Origin of the sequence: Chitinophaga sp. CB10, from assembly GCA_001870995.2 — a bacterium.
Lineage (GTDB): Bacteria > Bacteroidota > Bacteroidia > Chitinophagales > Chitinophagaceae > Chitinophaga.
The window spans coordinates 470,664-487,228 of record MLAV02000001.1 but is presented as its reverse complement, the minus strand read 5'-3'; the positions used below and the strand labels follow the sequence as shown (position 1 = coordinate 487,228).

16 protein-coding genes are annotated in these 16,565 nt (G+C 52.8%); 3 read left to right on the top strand and 13 right to left on the bottom strand.

Annotated features, from left to right (window positions below; all coding sequences use genetic code 11):
* Positions 1-10: 10 nt before the first annotated feature.
* The 4 genes from BOC67_RS01980 to BOC67_RS01965 all read right to left on the bottom strand — a co-directional run bounded on the left by BOC67_RS01980 (position 11) and on the right by BOC67_RS01965 (position 2,524).
* A complete protein-coding gene (locus BOC67_RS01980) occupies positions 11-907 on the bottom strand; it encodes an NAD(P)H-binding protein (protein WP_291906678.1) in 897 nt (298 codons plus the stop codon).
* A 98-nt stretch (positions 908-1,005) separates the two neighbouring features.
* Positions 1,006-1,638: a nitroreductase family protein gene (locus BOC67_RS01975; RefSeq protein ID WP_291906676.1), complete on the bottom strand. Its 633-nt coding sequence runs from the start codon at positions 1,636-1,638 to the stop codon at positions 1,006-1,008.
* 13 nt (positions 1,639-1,651) lie between these two features.
* Positions 1,652-2,026: a DUF1304 domain-containing protein gene (locus tag BOC67_RS01970; RefSeq protein ID WP_291906674.1), complete on the bottom strand. Its 375-nt coding sequence runs from the start codon at positions 2,024-2,026 to the stop codon at positions 1,652-1,654.
* Between the two features lie 51 nt (positions 2,027-2,077).
* On the bottom strand, positions 2,078-2,524 hold the full coding sequence (locus BOC67_RS01965) for a MarR family winged helix-turn-helix transcriptional regulator (protein ID WP_291906673.1): 447 nt from the start codon (positions 2,522-2,524) through the stop codon (positions 2,078-2,080).
* A 265-nt stretch (positions 2,525-2,789) separates the two neighbouring features.
* Here BOC67_RS01965 and BOC67_RS01960 point away from each other — a divergent pair, with 265 nt between their 5' ends.
* A complete protein-coding gene (locus BOC67_RS01960; protein WP_291906671.1) occupies positions 2,790-3,386 on the top strand; it encodes a LysE family translocator in 597 nt (198 codons plus the stop codon).
* Between the two features lie 68 nt (positions 3,387-3,454).
* On the opposite strand, the gene ygiD is transcribed toward BOC67_RS01960, so the two are convergent.
* The gene (gene ygiD, locus BOC67_RS01955; protein ID WP_291906669.1) at positions 3,455-4,288 is read right to left on the bottom strand and encodes a 4,5-DOPA dioxygenase extradiol; all 834 of its coding nucleotides are present in this window, start codon (positions 4,286-4,288) and stop codon (positions 3,455-3,457) included.
* A 90-nt stretch (positions 4,289-4,378) separates the two neighbouring features.
* Positions 4,379-5,293: a DsbA family protein gene (locus tag BOC67_RS01950; protein WP_291906668.1), complete on the bottom strand. Its 915-nt coding sequence runs from the start codon at positions 5,291-5,293 to the stop codon at positions 4,379-4,381.
* A gap of 143 nt (positions 5,294-5,436) precedes the next feature.
* On the opposite strand from BOC67_RS01950, the gene BOC67_RS01945 reads away from it, so the two are divergent.
* Complete coding sequence (locus BOC67_RS01945) at positions 5,437-5,742, top strand: helix-turn-helix domain-containing protein (protein WP_291906667.1); 306 nt, start codon at positions 5,437-5,439, stop codon at positions 5,740-5,742.
* A gap of 78 nt (positions 5,743-5,820) precedes the next feature.
* On the opposite strand, the gene BOC67_RS01940 is transcribed toward BOC67_RS01945, so the two are convergent.
* The 4 genes from BOC67_RS01940 to BOC67_RS01925 form a co-directional block, all read right to left on the bottom strand.
* Complete coding sequence (locus tag BOC67_RS01940) at positions 5,821-6,837, bottom strand: zinc-binding alcohol dehydrogenase family protein (RefSeq protein ID WP_291906666.1); 1,017 nt, start codon at positions 6,835-6,837, stop codon at positions 5,821-5,823.
* 96 nt (positions 6,838-6,933) lie between these two features.
* Entirely contained in the window at positions 6,934-9,006 is a 2,073-nt protein-coding gene (locus BOC67_RS01935) for a M48 family metallopeptidase (protein ID WP_291906664.1), read from the bottom strand.
* Between the two features lie 203 nt (positions 9,007-9,209).
* Positions 9,210-10,112, bottom strand: coding sequence for a DUF4249 domain-containing protein (locus BOC67_RS01930; RefSeq protein WP_291906663.1), 903 nt, complete (start codon positions 10,110-10,112; stop codon positions 9,210-9,212).
* A gap of 3 nt (positions 10,113-10,115) precedes the next feature.
* The gene (locus tag BOC67_RS01925) at positions 10,116-12,320 is read right to left on the bottom strand and encodes a TonB-dependent siderophore receptor (protein ID WP_291906662.1); all 2,205 of its coding nucleotides are present in this window, start codon (positions 12,318-12,320) and stop codon (positions 10,116-10,118) included.
* A 76-nt stretch (positions 12,321-12,396) separates the two neighbouring features.
* Here BOC67_RS01925 and BOC67_RS01920 point away from each other — a divergent pair, with 76 nt between their 5' ends.
* A complete protein-coding gene (locus tag BOC67_RS01920) occupies positions 12,397-12,687 on the top strand; it encodes a hypothetical protein (RefSeq protein ID WP_291906661.1) in 291 nt (96 codons plus the stop codon).
* 60 nt (positions 12,688-12,747) lie between these two features.
* On the opposite strand, the gene BOC67_RS01915 is transcribed toward BOC67_RS01920, so the two are convergent.
* The 3 genes from BOC67_RS01915 to BOC67_RS01905 all read right to left on the bottom strand — a co-directional run bounded on the left by BOC67_RS01915 (position 12,748) and on the right by BOC67_RS01905 (position 16,563).
* A complete protein-coding gene (locus tag BOC67_RS01915; protein ID WP_291906660.1) occupies positions 12,748-13,950 on the bottom strand; it encodes a TlpA disulfide reductase family protein in 1,203 nt (400 codons plus the stop codon).
* On the bottom strand, positions 13,947-15,041 hold the full coding sequence (locus tag BOC67_RS01910) for a TlpA disulfide reductase family protein (protein WP_291906659.1): 1,095 nt from the start codon (positions 15,039-15,041) through the stop codon (positions 13,947-13,949). Before BOC67_RS01910 ends, BOC67_RS01915 begins: the two co-directional genes overlap by 4 nt.
* Before the next feature lie 115 nt (positions 15,042-15,156).
* A complete protein-coding gene (locus BOC67_RS01905; RefSeq protein ID WP_291906657.1) occupies positions 15,157-16,563 on the bottom strand; it encodes a RagB/SusD family nutrient uptake outer membrane protein in 1,407 nt (468 codons plus the stop codon).
* Positions 16,564-16,565: the final 2 nt, after the last annotated feature.

Here is a 16,565-nt window from a genome sequence, read left to right as displayed (position 1 = left end):
TACAATTTCGTTAATTTTTAGCATATGCGGCGGCGAATTCCTTCGCATAGTCCGCCAGTTTTACTTTACCCGGTTGCGCCGGTTTATTGCGGCGATAATCTTCCGTGAGGAGGCCGGTATGCAGGGCGTCGTATAATTCCACTATGCCTGCTGCAATGGTGGGGTTCATGCCGATGGCGGTAAGCCCCGCCAGGACGGTTTCGTCCGGAACCAGCTCCCAGCGCAGATCAGGCAGGCCTATGGCTGCGCCCAGCGCGGCGGCGGTTTGATTACAGGTAGCCTCTTCGCTGACTACGTAGCGTACATCCCTGCCGGTGAAAGGGCGCACCAGTTCTTCCGCTACGGCGGCGGCTATATCATCCGGGGATACCCATGGCACCACGTCCGCACCGGCATAGTTGGCGGCAATGCGGCCTTCCTTTTTGATCATGTGTATGTAGGAAAGGAGGTTATAGTAGAAAGACGTGGGTCTGATCTGGGTAATGGCTACGTGTGGAGGCAGCTTGTCCATGATATGTTCCACATCGTAGGTGTAGGCGAGAATGCCATTCCCTTCAGGGAGGTGCGCGCCGATACTGCTGAGGTGTACCACTCTCCTTACGCCGCTGGCGGCAATGGCCGCGGTATAATGACGGCCCAGGCGGCGGTAGTATTCCTTCAGGTCCAGGCTGTGGTCAAAGTAGTTATTGGGCGGGATCATGGTGTACACGGCGTCTGCACCGGTGAAGGTGGCCGTGAGGAAGTCCACGTCTTCCACGGAGCCGATGGCGGCTTTGGCGCCGAGTTGCGCAATGGCTGCCTGGTTGCCGGGGTTGCGGGTGATAACGGTAAGCGTATGGTCCTTCGCTAACGTCTGTACGAGCGGCTTGCTGATATGGCCTAATGCGCCGGTAATTACAATCTTCATATGTTGCTTGTTTTGTAAGGCAAAAATGAAGATTGTAACGGGCGCGTATGTATTAAAATCTATGATTGTTGTGTTGGAATCTAAGGCGGGGTGGGGGATTATATTTCCACGGCAAATTCAGCCTTAGGCGCTCTTACTTTTTTCATGGGCGCGAGCCAGTCCCTTTGCGGATCGCCGTAGCCGACGTACAGGAGGGATACGGAGCGCAGGCCCTGGGCGCGGAGGTTCAGGGCTTCGTCTACCACCTCATTGCTGAAGCCTTCGGCCGGGGTACTGTCGATACGCAGTTCTGCCGCCTGCGCGAGGGCCAGGCCCAATGCGATATAGGTTTGACGGGCGCTGTGTTCGAAATGCTGTTCCGGGGTTTGTGCGCCGTAGATCTGTTTCAGTTTATCCGTGTAGCTGTTGAATCTGCCGGCGGGCAAACCTCTTTCCGCGGTGGTGCGGTCGTACACTTCATCGATACGTTCCGGGGTATAGGCATCCCATGCGGCGAACACGAGCACGTGGGAGCATTCCCGCATCACGTCAGGGTTCAGGGAGCCGGGTACCATTTTTTCCCGGATAGCCTGGTTTTCTACTACAAACACCTTAAAGGGCTGCAGGCCGGAGGAAGTAGGCGCGAGCCTTGCCGCCTCTACTATTTTATCAATATTTTCCTTACTTACTTTTTTAGTCGGATTGTAGGCTTTTGTTGCATGCCTCCACTGTAAATCTTCTAATAATGCCATTTTATATGAAAGTTTATTTACTTACTCCAGCCAGCAATACGGCGATCAGTGCAAGTATTGCCGGTAACGCCTGTACGAAGAATATCTTCTTTGAGGCGGTTACTGCGCCGAAAATACCGGCGGCGATTACGCAGGCGAGGAAGAAGATGCGGACATTTTCCATCCACTGAACATCGCTGATCAGGAATGACCAGATGAGGCCTGCGGCGAGGAAGCCGTTATACAATCCCTGGTTGGCGGCTAAGCCTTTGGTAGGTTTGAAGAGTTCGGGCGGGAGCGTTTTAAACGTTTTCTTTCCGGCCGTTTCCCAGGCAAACATTTCCATCCAGAGGATGTAGAGGTGCTCTATGGCAACAAGAGCGGTGAGTAATTGTGCTAGTATGAACATGGTAATCAGCATTTATCATTTGGACTACACATAGAAGGGCGATTTGTTTGATCAGGCCTTCTGCTCCCGCGCGTTATGTTGTAATATTTTTTGGGCGATGTTCCGGAGTGTTTCCATTTCTTCCAGGCTAATCCCCAATAACCCAAACATTTCTTTGGGTATGCACCTTGCTTTCTCTTTCAGTTTGGCTCCTGCGGGCGTGAGGGAGATTTCCACCACCCTTTCGTCCGCCCGGCTCCTGGTACGGTTCACCAAATGCTTCTGTTCCAGCCGTTTCAGCAGCGGTGTGAGCGTGCCGCTGTCCAGCAGCAGCTTTTCCCCCAGCTGGTTCACGGTTTGCCTTTCGTGCTGCCACAATACCAATAGTACGAGGTATTGCGGGTAGGTAATATCCAGTTCGTCCAGGAAGGCCCGGTACAACTGGGTAATTTCCCTTGACAGCGCGTAGATGGGAAAACAGAATTGGTTATCTAGTTTCAGGTAATGATCAGGAACCATGACACAAAGATAGTGTATTTTAAGCAATTAAATTGCACACAATTTAATTTACGTTCAAAATATTGATTATCAATATTTTCACCAACGGGCCAATTAATATTTAGTATAAAAGCGCTTGTGGTTAAATTTAAATTTATCCGTTTCTTTGCACTCCGAAACAAGGGAACCAACAACATTTCATTAAACCTGTAACCAACCATTACCTGCTGCCAACCGCAGGATAAACCATTTAGCTATGGGAATCGAGAATTATTTTTTGTTTTTGATGACAGCCTCTTTTTTCATCATGATGCCGGGGATCGATACGGTTTTCATTCTCAACAAAACCATCGGGGAAGGTCGTAAGGCGGGCTTATATTCTACGCTGGGCATTAACTCCGGGGTACTGGTGCATACTACGTTTGCGGCCCTGGGCTTATCCGTAATAGTAGCTAAATCCGCCCTGGCGTTTTCCGTGATCAAATACCTGGGGGCGGGCTACCTGATGTACCTGGGCGCTATGAGCCTGTTGCAGGGCAAGGGGCTGGACCTCAGCCGGCCGGACAGCGAGGAGCATAGTCCGCTGAAAAACTTTTACACCGGGCTGGTGACCAACATCCTCAACCCCAAGGTGGCGTTGTTTTTCCTTTCGTTCTTCCCGCAGTTCATTGCCCGGGAGAATCTTTCCAGTCCTACTCCTTTTATCCTCTTGGGGGTGAGCTGCTGCCTGATCGGGATTGTATGGTTTTCCATTGTGACGCTGCTGGCGGCCAGCTTTTCCGAAAAGCTGACTACCCATCCGAAGTTTGCCGGCAGGATGGGGAAAGTATCCGGGGTGGTGTATATTTTAATGGGGCTGAAGATAGCGATGTCAAAAAAATAAGGGCTTGTCCATTTTGGATAAAAAATGCCGCGCCAATGGCGCGGCATTTTCGTTTATAACGTTGCCGCCTATCCGAACTTCACGGAGGTCATGGTGAGCGAGCCGCCCACGGCCTTATCGTTAAAGAAGGACACGGCATCTTTCCCCGTAGTCAATCCCAGGGAATACATCAGGGGGAAATAATGATCCGGCGTAGGAATGGCCAGCATGGCCTCTTTGCCGAGCTGGCTGTAATGGATCAGCGCCTGGTGATCGCCGCTGGCAATCAGGTCCTTGAATTTTTCGTTGATGGCGAGGGCCCAGTCGAAACCGTAACTGACTTCGCCCAGGCGGTCCCACGCGACCATGCGGAGGTTATGGACCATGTTGCCGCTGCCGATGATCAGCACGCCTTTTTTACGGAGGGCGTAGAGTTCACGGGCCAGCTCATAGTGATAGCGGGCATCCTTCGTGAAATCGATACTGAGTTGCAGCACGGGGATATTCGCTTTGGGGTACATATGCCGTACCACGGTCCAGGCGCCATGATCCAGTCCCCAGTCGTGATCCAGCTCCGCGTGTACGGTTTGCAGGAGGTCCGCTGTTTCGCGGGCCAGCTCCGGGGAGCCGGGGGCCGGGTATTGCACGTCGTACAGCGCCTGCGGGAAGCCGCCGAAGTCGTGAATAGTTTTGGGAAAATCCATGGCGGTGATTTTAGTACCGCGGGTGTACCAGTGCGCGGAAACTACCAGCACGGCGGCCGGCCGGGGTATCTCCTCTCCCATTTTGGCCCATCTGCGGCTGAATTCCGTATCCTCGATGCCGTTCATGGGCGAGCCATGGCCTACAAAAAGTACGGGCATCAGGTGGTCCGTTTCCTGTAAATTATCTGTGAAGTTGTTGAATGCTGAGAATGTCGTCATACCTAAGGCTCCTCCTTGCGTCCATGCTAAGATAGAAAATAAAAAGGACCCGCAGCGATGCTGCAGGTCCACCAGTATAAACAATGGACTTTAACCCAGTTTTTGCCAAAGGTCGCCGTTGCGGGTGCTGAAGCAGCCCAGCCGGCCGGCGGTTTTCAATTCCCCGAGGGTGGTTGCCGCCGCGTCGAGGCTCACTTCCGAGAGTTCTGCGAACTCGCGGGTGGTGAGCGTTGGGTACACGCCAAACAGCGCGTCCCAGGATTTGTCGTAAGGGGCAGGCTGCGCATCCGCCAGGAGGCGGCGAATCGCTTTTGTATAGACCTCGTAAGGTTTTACGCCGTAGACAAACTCTGTATGCTTATCCTTATCGGAGATGAAGATGGAGGGGAAGCCCCGTACCCCCATGCTCCGCGCCATGGCCAGGTCGTCCTGGAAGAGCGCTTCCGCCGTTTGTTCATAATCCTTTTTCAGCTGCGCCGGGTCCAGGCCGGCCGCAGCAGCAGCATCAGAGAGATGTTCCCACCGGGTAATATTCTTTTTCTGAAGGAATAACATCTCCCTGGAAATCCGCAGGAAAGCAATGGCTTTGTATTCGTCCTGCAGTTGCGCTGCCTTGAAGGCTATAGAAGGCGGATAGGATGAAGGCAATGGATCTTCCAGCCATACATCCCCGAGAATGGGCATATTGTAATGCAGGCTCACCTCGTCCCAGTGGTGGGCCACATCGGAAGGTTTGCTGATGCCGCCGCTGTTATAACTCCAGTCGGGCAACAGGCCGCCCATATGGTAGTAGAACTTTATAAAGCGGCCATATTCCAGCTTCAGCTTTCGCAGCTGTGGCTCTATGCCCCAGCAGGAGGAGCAGATAGGATCCGTAAAGTAAGTGATTGTCAGTGGTTTTTCCTGGTCGTGTAGGATTGGGCCTTCCGGCGCTGACTGCATACCTGGTATTTCACACACTCCCGTTACCGGGTCGCATATCAGCGGATTTTTATTACCTTCCATCTTAAATTGAATTTGTGCTGCACTTAATAGATCCGCTGTTGGCCTGGGCCAACAGATATTGAATAGATGGCTACATCTGTAGGCGCTATCGGTCTGCACAAATGTCAGCAGTTCTATACACAAACACAATAAGTCAGAATTTTATGACTACTCCTGAAAATACCGGGAAGGAATGTCCGGCCCAGGCCCTGTTGAAATTGCTGGCCGGCAAATGGAAACCTGAATTATTCAAACTGGCCGTGGCGGGCCCTATGCGATTTAACAGCCTGTTGCGGCAGATCAACGGCGCCAACAAGCAATCCCTTTCTGTGGCGTTGAAGGAGCTGGAAACGGCGGGGTTGCTGGATAAGATTACCGTAAGTGAAAAGCCTTTGCATATCGAATATCACCTGAGTGAAAAGGGAAAGGCGCTGGTGCCGATTTTTGAGCAGCTGGAAGGCATGGCGTGAGGCATGTTTACGGGATAATGTTTATTACCGTTCTAAAAAAAGCAGCGTGTGAAGCGGGCACTCTTCACACGCGCTGCATTAATATTTGATCACCACTTTACCGATGGCAGTACCTGATTCCAGCATGCGGTGGGCGGCTTTCAGGTTCTCGACGGTAAAGCTCTGCAGGGTAGTGTTTAAGGTAGAGCGGATCGTACCATCGTCCAGCAGGGCGGCAATTTTATTGAGGATGTGATGCTGCGCGATCATATCCGCGGTGTTAAACATGGGCCGGGTAAACATCAGTTCCCAGTGGAAGCTGAGGCTTTTGCGTTTCAGCGGACGCAGGTCCACCGGCGCTTTGGCATCGCTGATAGCGCCTATCTGCCCCTGTGGTTTGATCAGTTTTACGATAACATCCCAGTACTGATTCAGGTCCACAAAGTCCACGATGAAATCCAGCTCCGTATAGCCGTTAGCGTTCAATTCCTGTTCCAGGTTGCGGTGGTTTACGACAACATCCGCTCCCAAATTTTTGCACCACTCCACCGATTCCGGACGGGAGGCAGTAGCTATCACCCGTAGGCCGAGCAACTTTTTGGCCAGCTGTATGGTCACGGAGCCTACGCCGCCGGCGCCGCCGATAATGAGGATGGATTTGCCGGCATCTTTTTCTTTGGAGAGGCGCATCCTGTCGAACAGTAATTCGTAGGCAGTAAGGGCGGTTAAAGGCATGGCCGCCGCTTCTTCCAGGGTTACTTTAGTTGGTGCAAAGCCAACAATGCGTTCATCTATCAGCTGGTATTCCTGGTTGGCGCCGCCGGCCCGGGTATAGTCCCCGGCGTAATACACGTAATCTCCTTTTTTAAACAGCGTTACTTCCTCTCCTACTGCTTCCACGATGCCTGCGGCATCCCAGCCGATGACTTTAGGCTCCGCCGCTACCTGGTCTTTCAGGCTGTTCTGGCGGATCTTGTAATCAACAGGGTTTACGGAAGCGGCCTGCACTTTCACGAGGAGATCGTGGCCTGTGGGAACAGGCGTTGGCGTTTCGAATAAAATAAAACTCTCTGTTTCGTCTACCGGTAATGATGATTTAAATCCTATTGCTTTCATGATACCTGTTTTAAAGTATCAAAAGTATTTACAATCGTTTGGCCGGGACTTGTACAATCAGGGCATTTTTTTGTACAATCCTGTACAGGCGGTCAATTATGCCGCCTCGGGCACTGCCAGCGCCAGCTTTTCCAACATGGCTACGTGCTGACTGTACTCGTACAGGTTCCAGGCATGGACCAGGCTGGTGGCACAATGGATCATATGATTCACTTCGGCAGCCATTACCATTTCGTCCTTGAAATACTGGTAGTCCCCATCGATGAAGGCAGCCAGGTCCTGCTTCAGCCATTCGGCGGTGACCACGCCTTTGTCTATCGACTCGCGGAACGAGGTTTTCAGTGCTTCGTTATGCGATTCGCGGATGGCCCGCAGGGCATGCTGAATTTTTTCAATGGGTACCTGCTGGCCGTAGAAGGTATTGACCAGGTCAATGACTTTGTTCACCAATTCCGTATAGGCGTTGGCGTTATTCACGACAGCCGCCATGTCTTTATAGTAATCCAGGGTCGCATTATTCTGCTGGTAATAATAGCAGAACAGCTGTTTATCCAGCAGTTCGGACGCGGCTGTATCCGCAGCCAGCTCCTGTTCCAGCTGTTGCTTTAGCGCAGCGGCTTCCGCGCTGTTATAGCGCTGCCCTTCAAAATCAAATGTCCGGACGTCTATTTCCCCCGCGATGATGGCTTCCAGCGTCTGGATATCCGCTTTATTCCTTCTTACCGCGGTGGCGATTTGTGCATTGGCTTCGCTGAAAATTTCATGGGGCGGGATCATTGGCGTAGAGGCGAGGATGGCGTCAAAATCCCAATCCCCGTAGCGGGGCACCCGGAATTTATAGAAGCTGTCGAATTGAGGCGGCACGGTGTATGCCGCATCTTTTACTTCCCATTGCGCGGCAAATTCGGTAGCAGGGCAAACGGTGAGTTCTTCTGTATTGACAGCTGCGTAAGCGAGGCGGGTGGCGCGCTGCTGCAGCGCGTCCGGATTGGCGAACAGGCGGATAGCGGGCGTTTCGTCCGGCGCGACGTATAAGTTCAGCGCGGTGATATTGGCTTTACGTTCTTCGAAGGTGGGGTGACTGGCCCATTGGTCCTTGTACAGGATGCGGCTGGTTTCATCGAAGCCCCATAAGCCGGTGGGTACGGCGCTGAGGCTACCGGTCAGCTGCAGGTTGTATTTGTCCACCAGCCCGGCGAGGATCAGCAGCTGGTTATCGTAGATGTTGGCGGTGATTTTTTTATCCGGCAGCATTTCATTGGCCATGCCAATGGCTTTCGCGTAGGTAATGCCGCCGACGGACACCTTTACCAGTCCGCTGACGGCGTTGTTGCCGCCGGCTACCGCCGCGGCGATGGTATCCGCATGAAACTCCATTTCCCGGCTGAGGCCCATATACTGTTTGTTTACCAGCTTGTACATATCCTTTAGGATGTACTGGATGGCGCGGGCGATTTTGCTTGCCAGGATGGTGAATACGGCCACTACGGAGTGGAGGCCGGCCATACCGCGGAGGAACCTGTTATAGCCGTCATTTTCGTAGAGCATATCATAGATCACGCGGTTTACATTGTAGGTAAAGCTGCCCAGCTTCATGCTGCGCTGGCTGAAGTGGCCGAACTCGTGCGCCATGATGGCTTTGAATTCGCTGATGTTGACACTGTTGACGAGGCCCATCCCGATGATGAGGTTTTTGCGTACCGGGAGGAACATGCTCCAAAAGCTGGAATCATAGTACACGGCGGCGTTTACATCCGGGGAAATTTCGATCTTTTTGGGAAAGCGGGTGTTGGTTTCTTCCGTGAGGCGGCGGATGAAGGCGAAGAGTTCCGGCTGTTCTGCTTCCGTGATCACGATATGGTCATTGTCTGTTTTTTTGCCGGCGAAAATGAATTTCACAACAAAGACGATCACGGCCAGCCCCATTGCTACCAGCCCCCCGGAAACCAGCACTATTAATCCGTTTATACCCAGGGTGAGGATATAAATACCGGCAGCCATGCTGCCAACGCCTATGGCCAGCGCAGCGCCTAACAGCAACAGGTACACGCAAAAGAACAACAGGATGGCGCCGATGACGCGGGTCGTTTGTTTTCTGAAACTGGCCGATGGCAGGAAGATCTTTTCATCAGATAAAACAGGAGCAGGCGGGTACAATGAAACAGCCATTATATGATTAATTATTTCCATGCAAAATAATCATTTTAGCAGGAATGTTTCATAGCTGGAAACAGGGATTTCTGCTTGATAAGAATGGCGGAGCCGCAGACTATACAGTATCATAAAAAAACATCCAGGTCAGGTAGCAATTTTTCAGGACGGCAGCCCCTCGGGAAACGCGGTTGCTTAAGCGGGCCACCGTCAATTATGGCTTACTGCATCAGGTGTACCGCCGTGCTGACGCTAAAACCGCTGAAACATCCGACTATATTTTCTCCCCTAATATTACTTTTTAGACTTACCGGCGTTGTGAACGGACCGCCGTTTATGCGGGCTTTATTGAAGCTGTCCCAGAAATCATGCACGGGCCGCTCCACGCTGATGAGAAAATACCGGATGCTATCCCCTACCGGGAGCTGGGAGGAATGCGTGATGTGCACTGCCTGCCCGTTGATCAGATCGTCCGTATTGGGAATATAACGGTCCGTGTACATGGCGCCCCAGCCGAACGTGCTTTTGGATTCCACGTTTTTCCAGTAATAGAGCTGCGCATTGCCCAGCGTGTCCGGGTCCTTGTAGTGTACCATCAGCCGTGAGCGGAGCTTGCCGGAATCGTCCCGGAAGGAAGGGGTATTGGTCAGGCTGTCGATCCGCACGGGCAATGGCAAGGTAGTGATGGCGGAATATTTTTTGCCTTCCGCGGTGATCTCCAACAGGTAAGACTTACCGGGAACGCCCAGCAGCGCGTGGGCGGAATCGGTGACCCGGCGCGGATCAAAATATACGCCCGGCACCTTGACGTTGCCCAGCTCCGGCACTTTTACTTCCTGGAGTTTTACGCTCCGGGAATCATCCCAGCTGTAGCCATGGCCAGGCGTGTAGGTACCTTCCGTGATGGTGACCTCCGCGCCTTCGATGGGCGTATTCGCAAAATCAGCCTGATCGTAGCGGAGCGATTTACCGACGATCACGTAGTTATAGGCGCGCAGGCTGTTATTGATATAGCCTTCGACCACTACCAGCGGCGGGCCGGCATCCACGCTGATATCAATATTTTTTTCGCAGGCCATGAGCCCCATCAGCAGGATCATCAGAGCTGTTACGGACTTTCTCATACATCAGAAATTAAAGTTCCAGGTAATGGATGGCAGGATCGGGAACAGCGTCACCTGTTTGCCCTGTATGGTTTCTTTTTCTTCATCCACATCGATATAGATAAAATAAGGGTTCATGCGGTTGTACACGTTGTACACGCCAAAGACCCAACTGCTTTTGTAGCGCCGTACGCTTTCCGGTTTGGGCGTATAGGTAAACGATACGTCCAGGCGGTGATAGGCCGGCATGCGGTAGTCGTTTACCTTGCCGTACTGGTCGATATTGGTAAACACCGGACTGTCTGTTTTGGAGTTATAACCGAGGTTATAGACAAAGCGGCCGTTGGGCATGGTGAGCGCATTGCCGGTAGCGTACACAAAGACGCCGGAGAACAACCATTTTTTTGACAGCTGGTAATTGGCGGTGACGCTCAGGTCGTGCGTACGATCGTAACGGTAAGGATAGGGCTTGCCGTTATTGAGCTGCGGGAAGGTGCGCTCCGTGCGGCTCAGCGTATAGCCAATCCACCCGGTTAAATCACCGGTTTTTTTCTGCAACAGTAATTCAATGCCGTAAGCCTTCCCGGTACCAAACACCATCTCTCCTTCGAGGTTTTGGTTCAGCAGCAGTTGCGCGCCGGGCTTGAACTCTACCTGGTGCTGCAATTTTTTGTAATAGGTTTCCACGCTGAACTCGTAGCCTTTGTCCGGGAACTCCTGGTAGTAGCCGGCAGCCACCTGGTCCGCCAGGCCGGGCTTTATCAGTTTACTGACGGGTATCCATAAGTCGCTCGGAAAGGTAGCCGCGCTCGTAGTTGCCAGCTGCAGGTACTGCACCGTACGGGTAAACGACAATTTCAGGCTGGCATCCTTCGCCAGCAGGTAACGCAGGCCCAGCCTGGGTTCCGGGTAGTAGTACCGGGCAATGACCGCTCCTTTCCCATACGTTTCCTTTTGGCCGGTGGGCACGCCATCTACGCCGTACAATACTCTTTCCGTAGGTCCCACCTGGTCAAAATAACTCACCCGCAGGCCGCCGTTGAGGCGTAACTGTTTGGTTACATCCAGGTCCGCGCTGAGGTAGGCAGCGGCTTCCCGGCCGTACTGCTTGGTGATCTTCGACTCAAATTCCTGCTGGCCGGCATTGATGGCGCCTGCGCCCGGCTTGAACTCGTGGCGGATCAGTTGCCAGCCGGCTTTCAGCAACAGCTGATCATTTACGCGGAACAGCCAATCGTTTTTAACCTGGTAATCGTTGAGGCCGGAGGAGAAAAGGATTCCGTCCGTATCATAGGTAACGCTGCTGCCGAGGTTGAAATAACTATAGACCAGGGAAAGCTGCTGTTGCAATTTTTTATTCAGCTGTTGCTTCCAGGTAAGCCCGGCGATGGTATTGCCCCAGTTAGCTTTGAAATCCCGCTTACGGCCGCCTTTTTCATGCTCGCGGTAATAAGAGAATTTATCCTTCCCGTTGTACAGGGTTAAGGACAAGGTGTTGGCGGGATTGATATCGTAGGTCAGCTTTGCATTGATGTCATAAAAATAGTAACCGCTTTTGTGGAAGGAGTCCGGCGCGATCAGCCTGGCCAGTTGATCAATATAGGTTCTTCTGGCGCTGACCAGGAAGGAGGATTTACCTTTTACCAGGGGGCCTTCGGCCGTGAGGCGGGAAGATATCAAACCTACGCCGCCACTGACTTTCAGGCTATCCTTATTCCCATCGCGGGTGGCTACCGAGATAACGCTGCTGAGCCTACCGCCATATTCTGCCGGTATCCCCCCTTTGATCACTTCGATGTTATTGACTGCATCCCCGTTGAAAATACTGAATGCGCCGAGGAGGTGGTTAGGGTTGTAGACGGTAATGCCGTCCAGCAGTACGAGGTTCTGATCAGGCCCGCCGCCGCGTACGTATATGCCGGCGCCGGCATCTCCCCCGTTTTTCACGCCTGGTAACAGCGTGATGGTTTTGAGGGGGTCCACTTCGCCAAACAGTACGGGCATACGTTTGAGCTGATCGATGCCCATGATATGCGTACTCATCTGGCCCAGGTTTACCTGCCGCTCTCCATACACGGTGATGGGTTTGAGTAGTAAAGGCGCGGCTTTAACGCCCGCGGGCAGCGAGGTATCCCGCTGTTGCGCCTGCCCATAACCCTGCAGGGCGCCGCCTAAAAAAATTATGAAATGCCAACCGGCAGTCAATAAGGGTTTCCGTCTGATTGCCATTTGCTCAAACATTACTTGTTTACAGATAGTAGCCATTCATTGCACACTTCCACGCCGCCTCACAAAACATGCATTGGTGGAAAGAGTTTCCTGGTTTTTGAAAATTATTGGGAACTTAACACGCTACAACGATACAATGGAATCTTTCCGGCACATGCAGGCAGAGCCATATACACGGCTTGCGCCAAGGCTGACAAAGGAAGGCGATAAAATTCAGGACGATGGTTCGACAGATACAGTACTGCTGCTACAAATGAATGAGGGGACGGCACTTTTCCTTAGCACTGGTTTTTCAAATAAAGACATTCCTTGCAGCGTCAGACGGGGAATTATTACACAAGAATTACGCCAGAATATGGTAACATAAAAAGGGTGTATCAATGCTGATACACCCTTCTTGTTTTATGTGGGTTCGGACAGGAATGCATTAAATGTTTCCGAAAATGGAAGCCAGTTTTTTATCCATGGCTTCATCATTTTCCCCACCGCCGCCGTAGCGGCCGATGATCATCCCGTTGGGGTCGATGAGGATTTTGGTGGGCAGGGAATGGATACCGTAGTAATCGCTGATATCATCCGGATTCGGTTGGTTGGCCATGCGTTTTTGCATGTCGAGCCCGCGGAGCACGTGCTTCCAGATGCCGATACCATCCTGTGCCACGGCTTTTTTCCAGGCCGCCTCGTTGCGGTCGTCATCGGAAATACCGATGATTTCGAAACCTTTATCCTTGTATTTGGCGTAGAGCGATTTAAGGTGGGGATTGCCTTTCCTGCAGGGCACGCACCAGCTGGCCCAGAAGTCCACCAATACGTATTTACCTTTGAAATCCGCCAGGCTCAGCGGTTCCCCGTTGATATCCTTTTTAGAAAACACGTGCGCCACGCTGCCGGGCGAGCCCATCTTCAGGCCGTCCAGTTCTTTTCGTATCTCCTTGCCATCGGGGCTTTGCTGAATGTAATCCGGCATGGCAGCGTAGAGGGCTTCCCCTTGTTGCAGGGGAATGCTGCTAACGCGCCAGCGGAGGGAATAGGCGCTTACATAAGAGGCGGGATGGTTTTTGATATAGTCCATTTCCACTTTTTCCAGCTGCTCATAGTAGGGCTCCATTTTATCCTTCACGGCGTTGACTTTTTCCTTGAAGGCTTCCAGTTCCGCTTCGCTTGCTTTTGTTTTATGCATGGCGATGTACTGGTCGTTGAGCTTGTTGTACTCCGCTGAAATTGGTTTCAGCCGGGCCATGATGGGAGCTTTGGCAGCTTCCAGCTGTTCCAGTTCTTTTTGGGTAGCCGAGCCCGTTACCTTTAGTTTGTTGAGGGTGGCGGCATTGCCCGTCACGGTCATAACGCCGGGTTCCATAAAAAAGGTTAGGGAAGCGGTCATATCCCGCATGACCTTTTCTTTGTCCACATAGAGCCGCGCCATGCCAGGATTGGCCAGCTCTCCTTTAAAGGTAAAGCTGCCGTTCTTTGCCAGCGCGCTATCCGAGCGGTATTGCCCTGCTGATCCGTAGCTGAGATATACGTACCCGTTAGGGAGGCCCTGTAATTTTCCGTTGACGGTAAAAGGTTGCTGGGCGATGGCGGCCGTGGCTATAAGTGTAGCCGTTACCGTTATCAGTTGAAATTTCATATGGCTGGTTTTTGATTGTTAAGGATTGCTGCAAGCGTTTCGTGCAGTTTGCTGCCGCGTAATTCTTTAGCGATGATCTTACCGTCAGGGTCGATCAGGAAGGAGAACGGAATGGCCTGGATGCCGTAATGCTGCGCCACTTCGTTGCGCCAGCCTTTCAGGTCCGACAGCTGGATCCACGGCATCGCATCCTGTTTGATGGCGGCTTTCCATTTATCCGCGTTATCATCCAGGGAGACGCCTACCACGGTGAAGTTTTTATCCTTGAACGCGTTGTAGGCTTTGAGCACGTTGGGATTTTCAGCGCGGCAGGGCCCGCACCAGCTGGCCCAGAAATCGAGCAGGACGTACTTGCCTTTCAGGTCGGAGAGCTTCACCGGTTTGCCGTTGGTATCGTTCTGGGTGAAGTCCATCATTTGGGCGCCGATGGCGCTGCGTTTGAGGATATCGAGGCGTTTGGCCAGGCGTTTGCCTGCGTTGCTTTGTTGCGCTGTTGGGTCGAGGGCTTTATACAGGCTGTCGAGCGGCGCATACTCGCCGATCACGGCCATATCCGCCAGCATGCTTACGCTGATGGCGCTGGCGGGGTGTGAGCGGATATAGGCGACGGTGCGATCATGCCGCTGGTTGCGCAGCGCTTCCAGCTTTGCTTCGGTGGCTGCTGCGCCGCTATCCGTTTTATGCGCTTCTTCCCAGTTGTTGTAGAGCGCATCTTCCTGGCCGGTGATATCCTTGATGGAAGCGCGGAAAGCCTTGTATTCGTCCTGCGCCGGGGAGCCGGTGATAGCGAGGCTTTCCAGGGAATCGATGTTGCCGGAAATTTTCACTTCATCATTGCCCATGTACAGTTGTATGAAGCGGCTCGCGGCGCCGATGTAGATCTTTTCTGTCTGGCCGATGTTGCCTGTCCAGGTGAAATGGCCGTTGGTTACCACGGCGGAATCCATCCGGGAGGAGTCGGCAACGGGTATCATTATACGAACAATGGAGTCCGTGATACCTTTGATATCAGCGGTGATGCTGGCTTGCTTTGGCGTGCCTGGTTTGCAGGCGGCTGCCAGCAGGGTACAGACGATGAGTTGTTTTTTCATTCGTGTCAGGTTTTGTGAAAGGTAGTTATTGCGGGTATGCTTTGTTTTAAGCGAAGGTTATGTAAAAGTTATTTACTCCTGCTGTGCTTTGTTTTAATCGCATGTTAAAAGTTATTTACTTCTGGTAACCTTTATTTTGATCGCCGAAGAGCGGATTTTGCTGGAACTCCGTGCGGGGCACGGGGAAGATATATTGCAGTTTATCCTTGATCTCCGGTTTGAGTTGCTGCACGGTGGCAAAAGGCAAGCGCAGCAATGCCTGCCATTCCTGCCCGTCCTCCCCGACGAGGCTGCGGGCGATTTCGTAATAGACCTGCAGCAACAGTTCGTTGGTAGTAGCGGCATTGTCGATAGCGGAGAAGTTTGTTACGCCGGCATGTTGCATTACTTCCTTCACCAGCGCTTTGGCGGCAGCGGCGCTGCCACCGCTGCGGAGCAGCGCTTCCGCGCCCAGGAGGTACACTTCCGTGAGCCGGAAGGCGTAGGCCGTTTCAGAGAGCGTGGTTGCCTTGGCGCCTTGCGGGATATACTTCAGGAAATAGTAGGCGCCGGGGCTGTTTGTACCGGCGTCGCCAATCAGCCAGCTTTGGCGGGGATCATTTTGCAGCAGGTCCTTCAGCCGTTGCCGGGCCGCATACCAGGTGGAAGCGCCGGGGTAATACTGGGAACTGAGGTTGTAAAAGTAGGTGGCCTGGTTTTGCTGTGGCGGTATGCCCAGCATCACTTCCTTGCTGGTCAGGCCTTTGACGTAAAAGATATCCTTTACGTTTGGCTCCAGCTGATAAGGTCCGCTTTTGATGATATTATCCGCCAGCGTGGCAGCGGCGGCGTGATCCCCGTAGCTCATGAGGATGCGCAGCTTCAGCGCCATGGCCACCCATTTATTTGCGTAATAATTCGGGCGGGAGGCGGCGGCATTATCCACGGCGTAGTTGATGTCTTCCAGGATGAGGTCATAGCTTTCCTGCACGGTGCTGCGCTGCTTAGGGATATTGCCCAGGGTGACGAATTCAGTACGGAGCAACGCGCCGTAGGCGCTGGACCTGTCGTACCACTCGCCGTACAGCGTGAGGAGGCGGTAATGCCCATAAGCGCGCAGGAAGCGCGCTTCCGCAAGGATTTCCTTTTTACGGTTATCTGTAAACGCGTTATCCGGCAGGGCCGTTACGCCGGTAATTACGCCGTTGGCGGCATTGACCAATGTATAGCAGGCCATCCAGGGGGAGCTGACGAAATTGGAATTGGAATAGGCGTTTTCCTCTGCGGGGTCCGCCCCGTAGCCGCTGCCCAGGTAGCCGGCGCACATACCGGGTATGACTTCATTATCCCGCCATTTGGTGGTATTGGCGCCGGCGTCCACGTTTGCAAAACGATAGTACACGCCATTGAGCGCAATTTCGGAAGTACGTTGGTCCAGGATGGTGTTCCCCTCTACCCTGGCGTTTTCCGGCAGTTTACCCAGTTCCTTGTTACAGGCGGCTGCCGTCAGCAAAAACATGTATAGTATGACTGTCTTTTTCATCT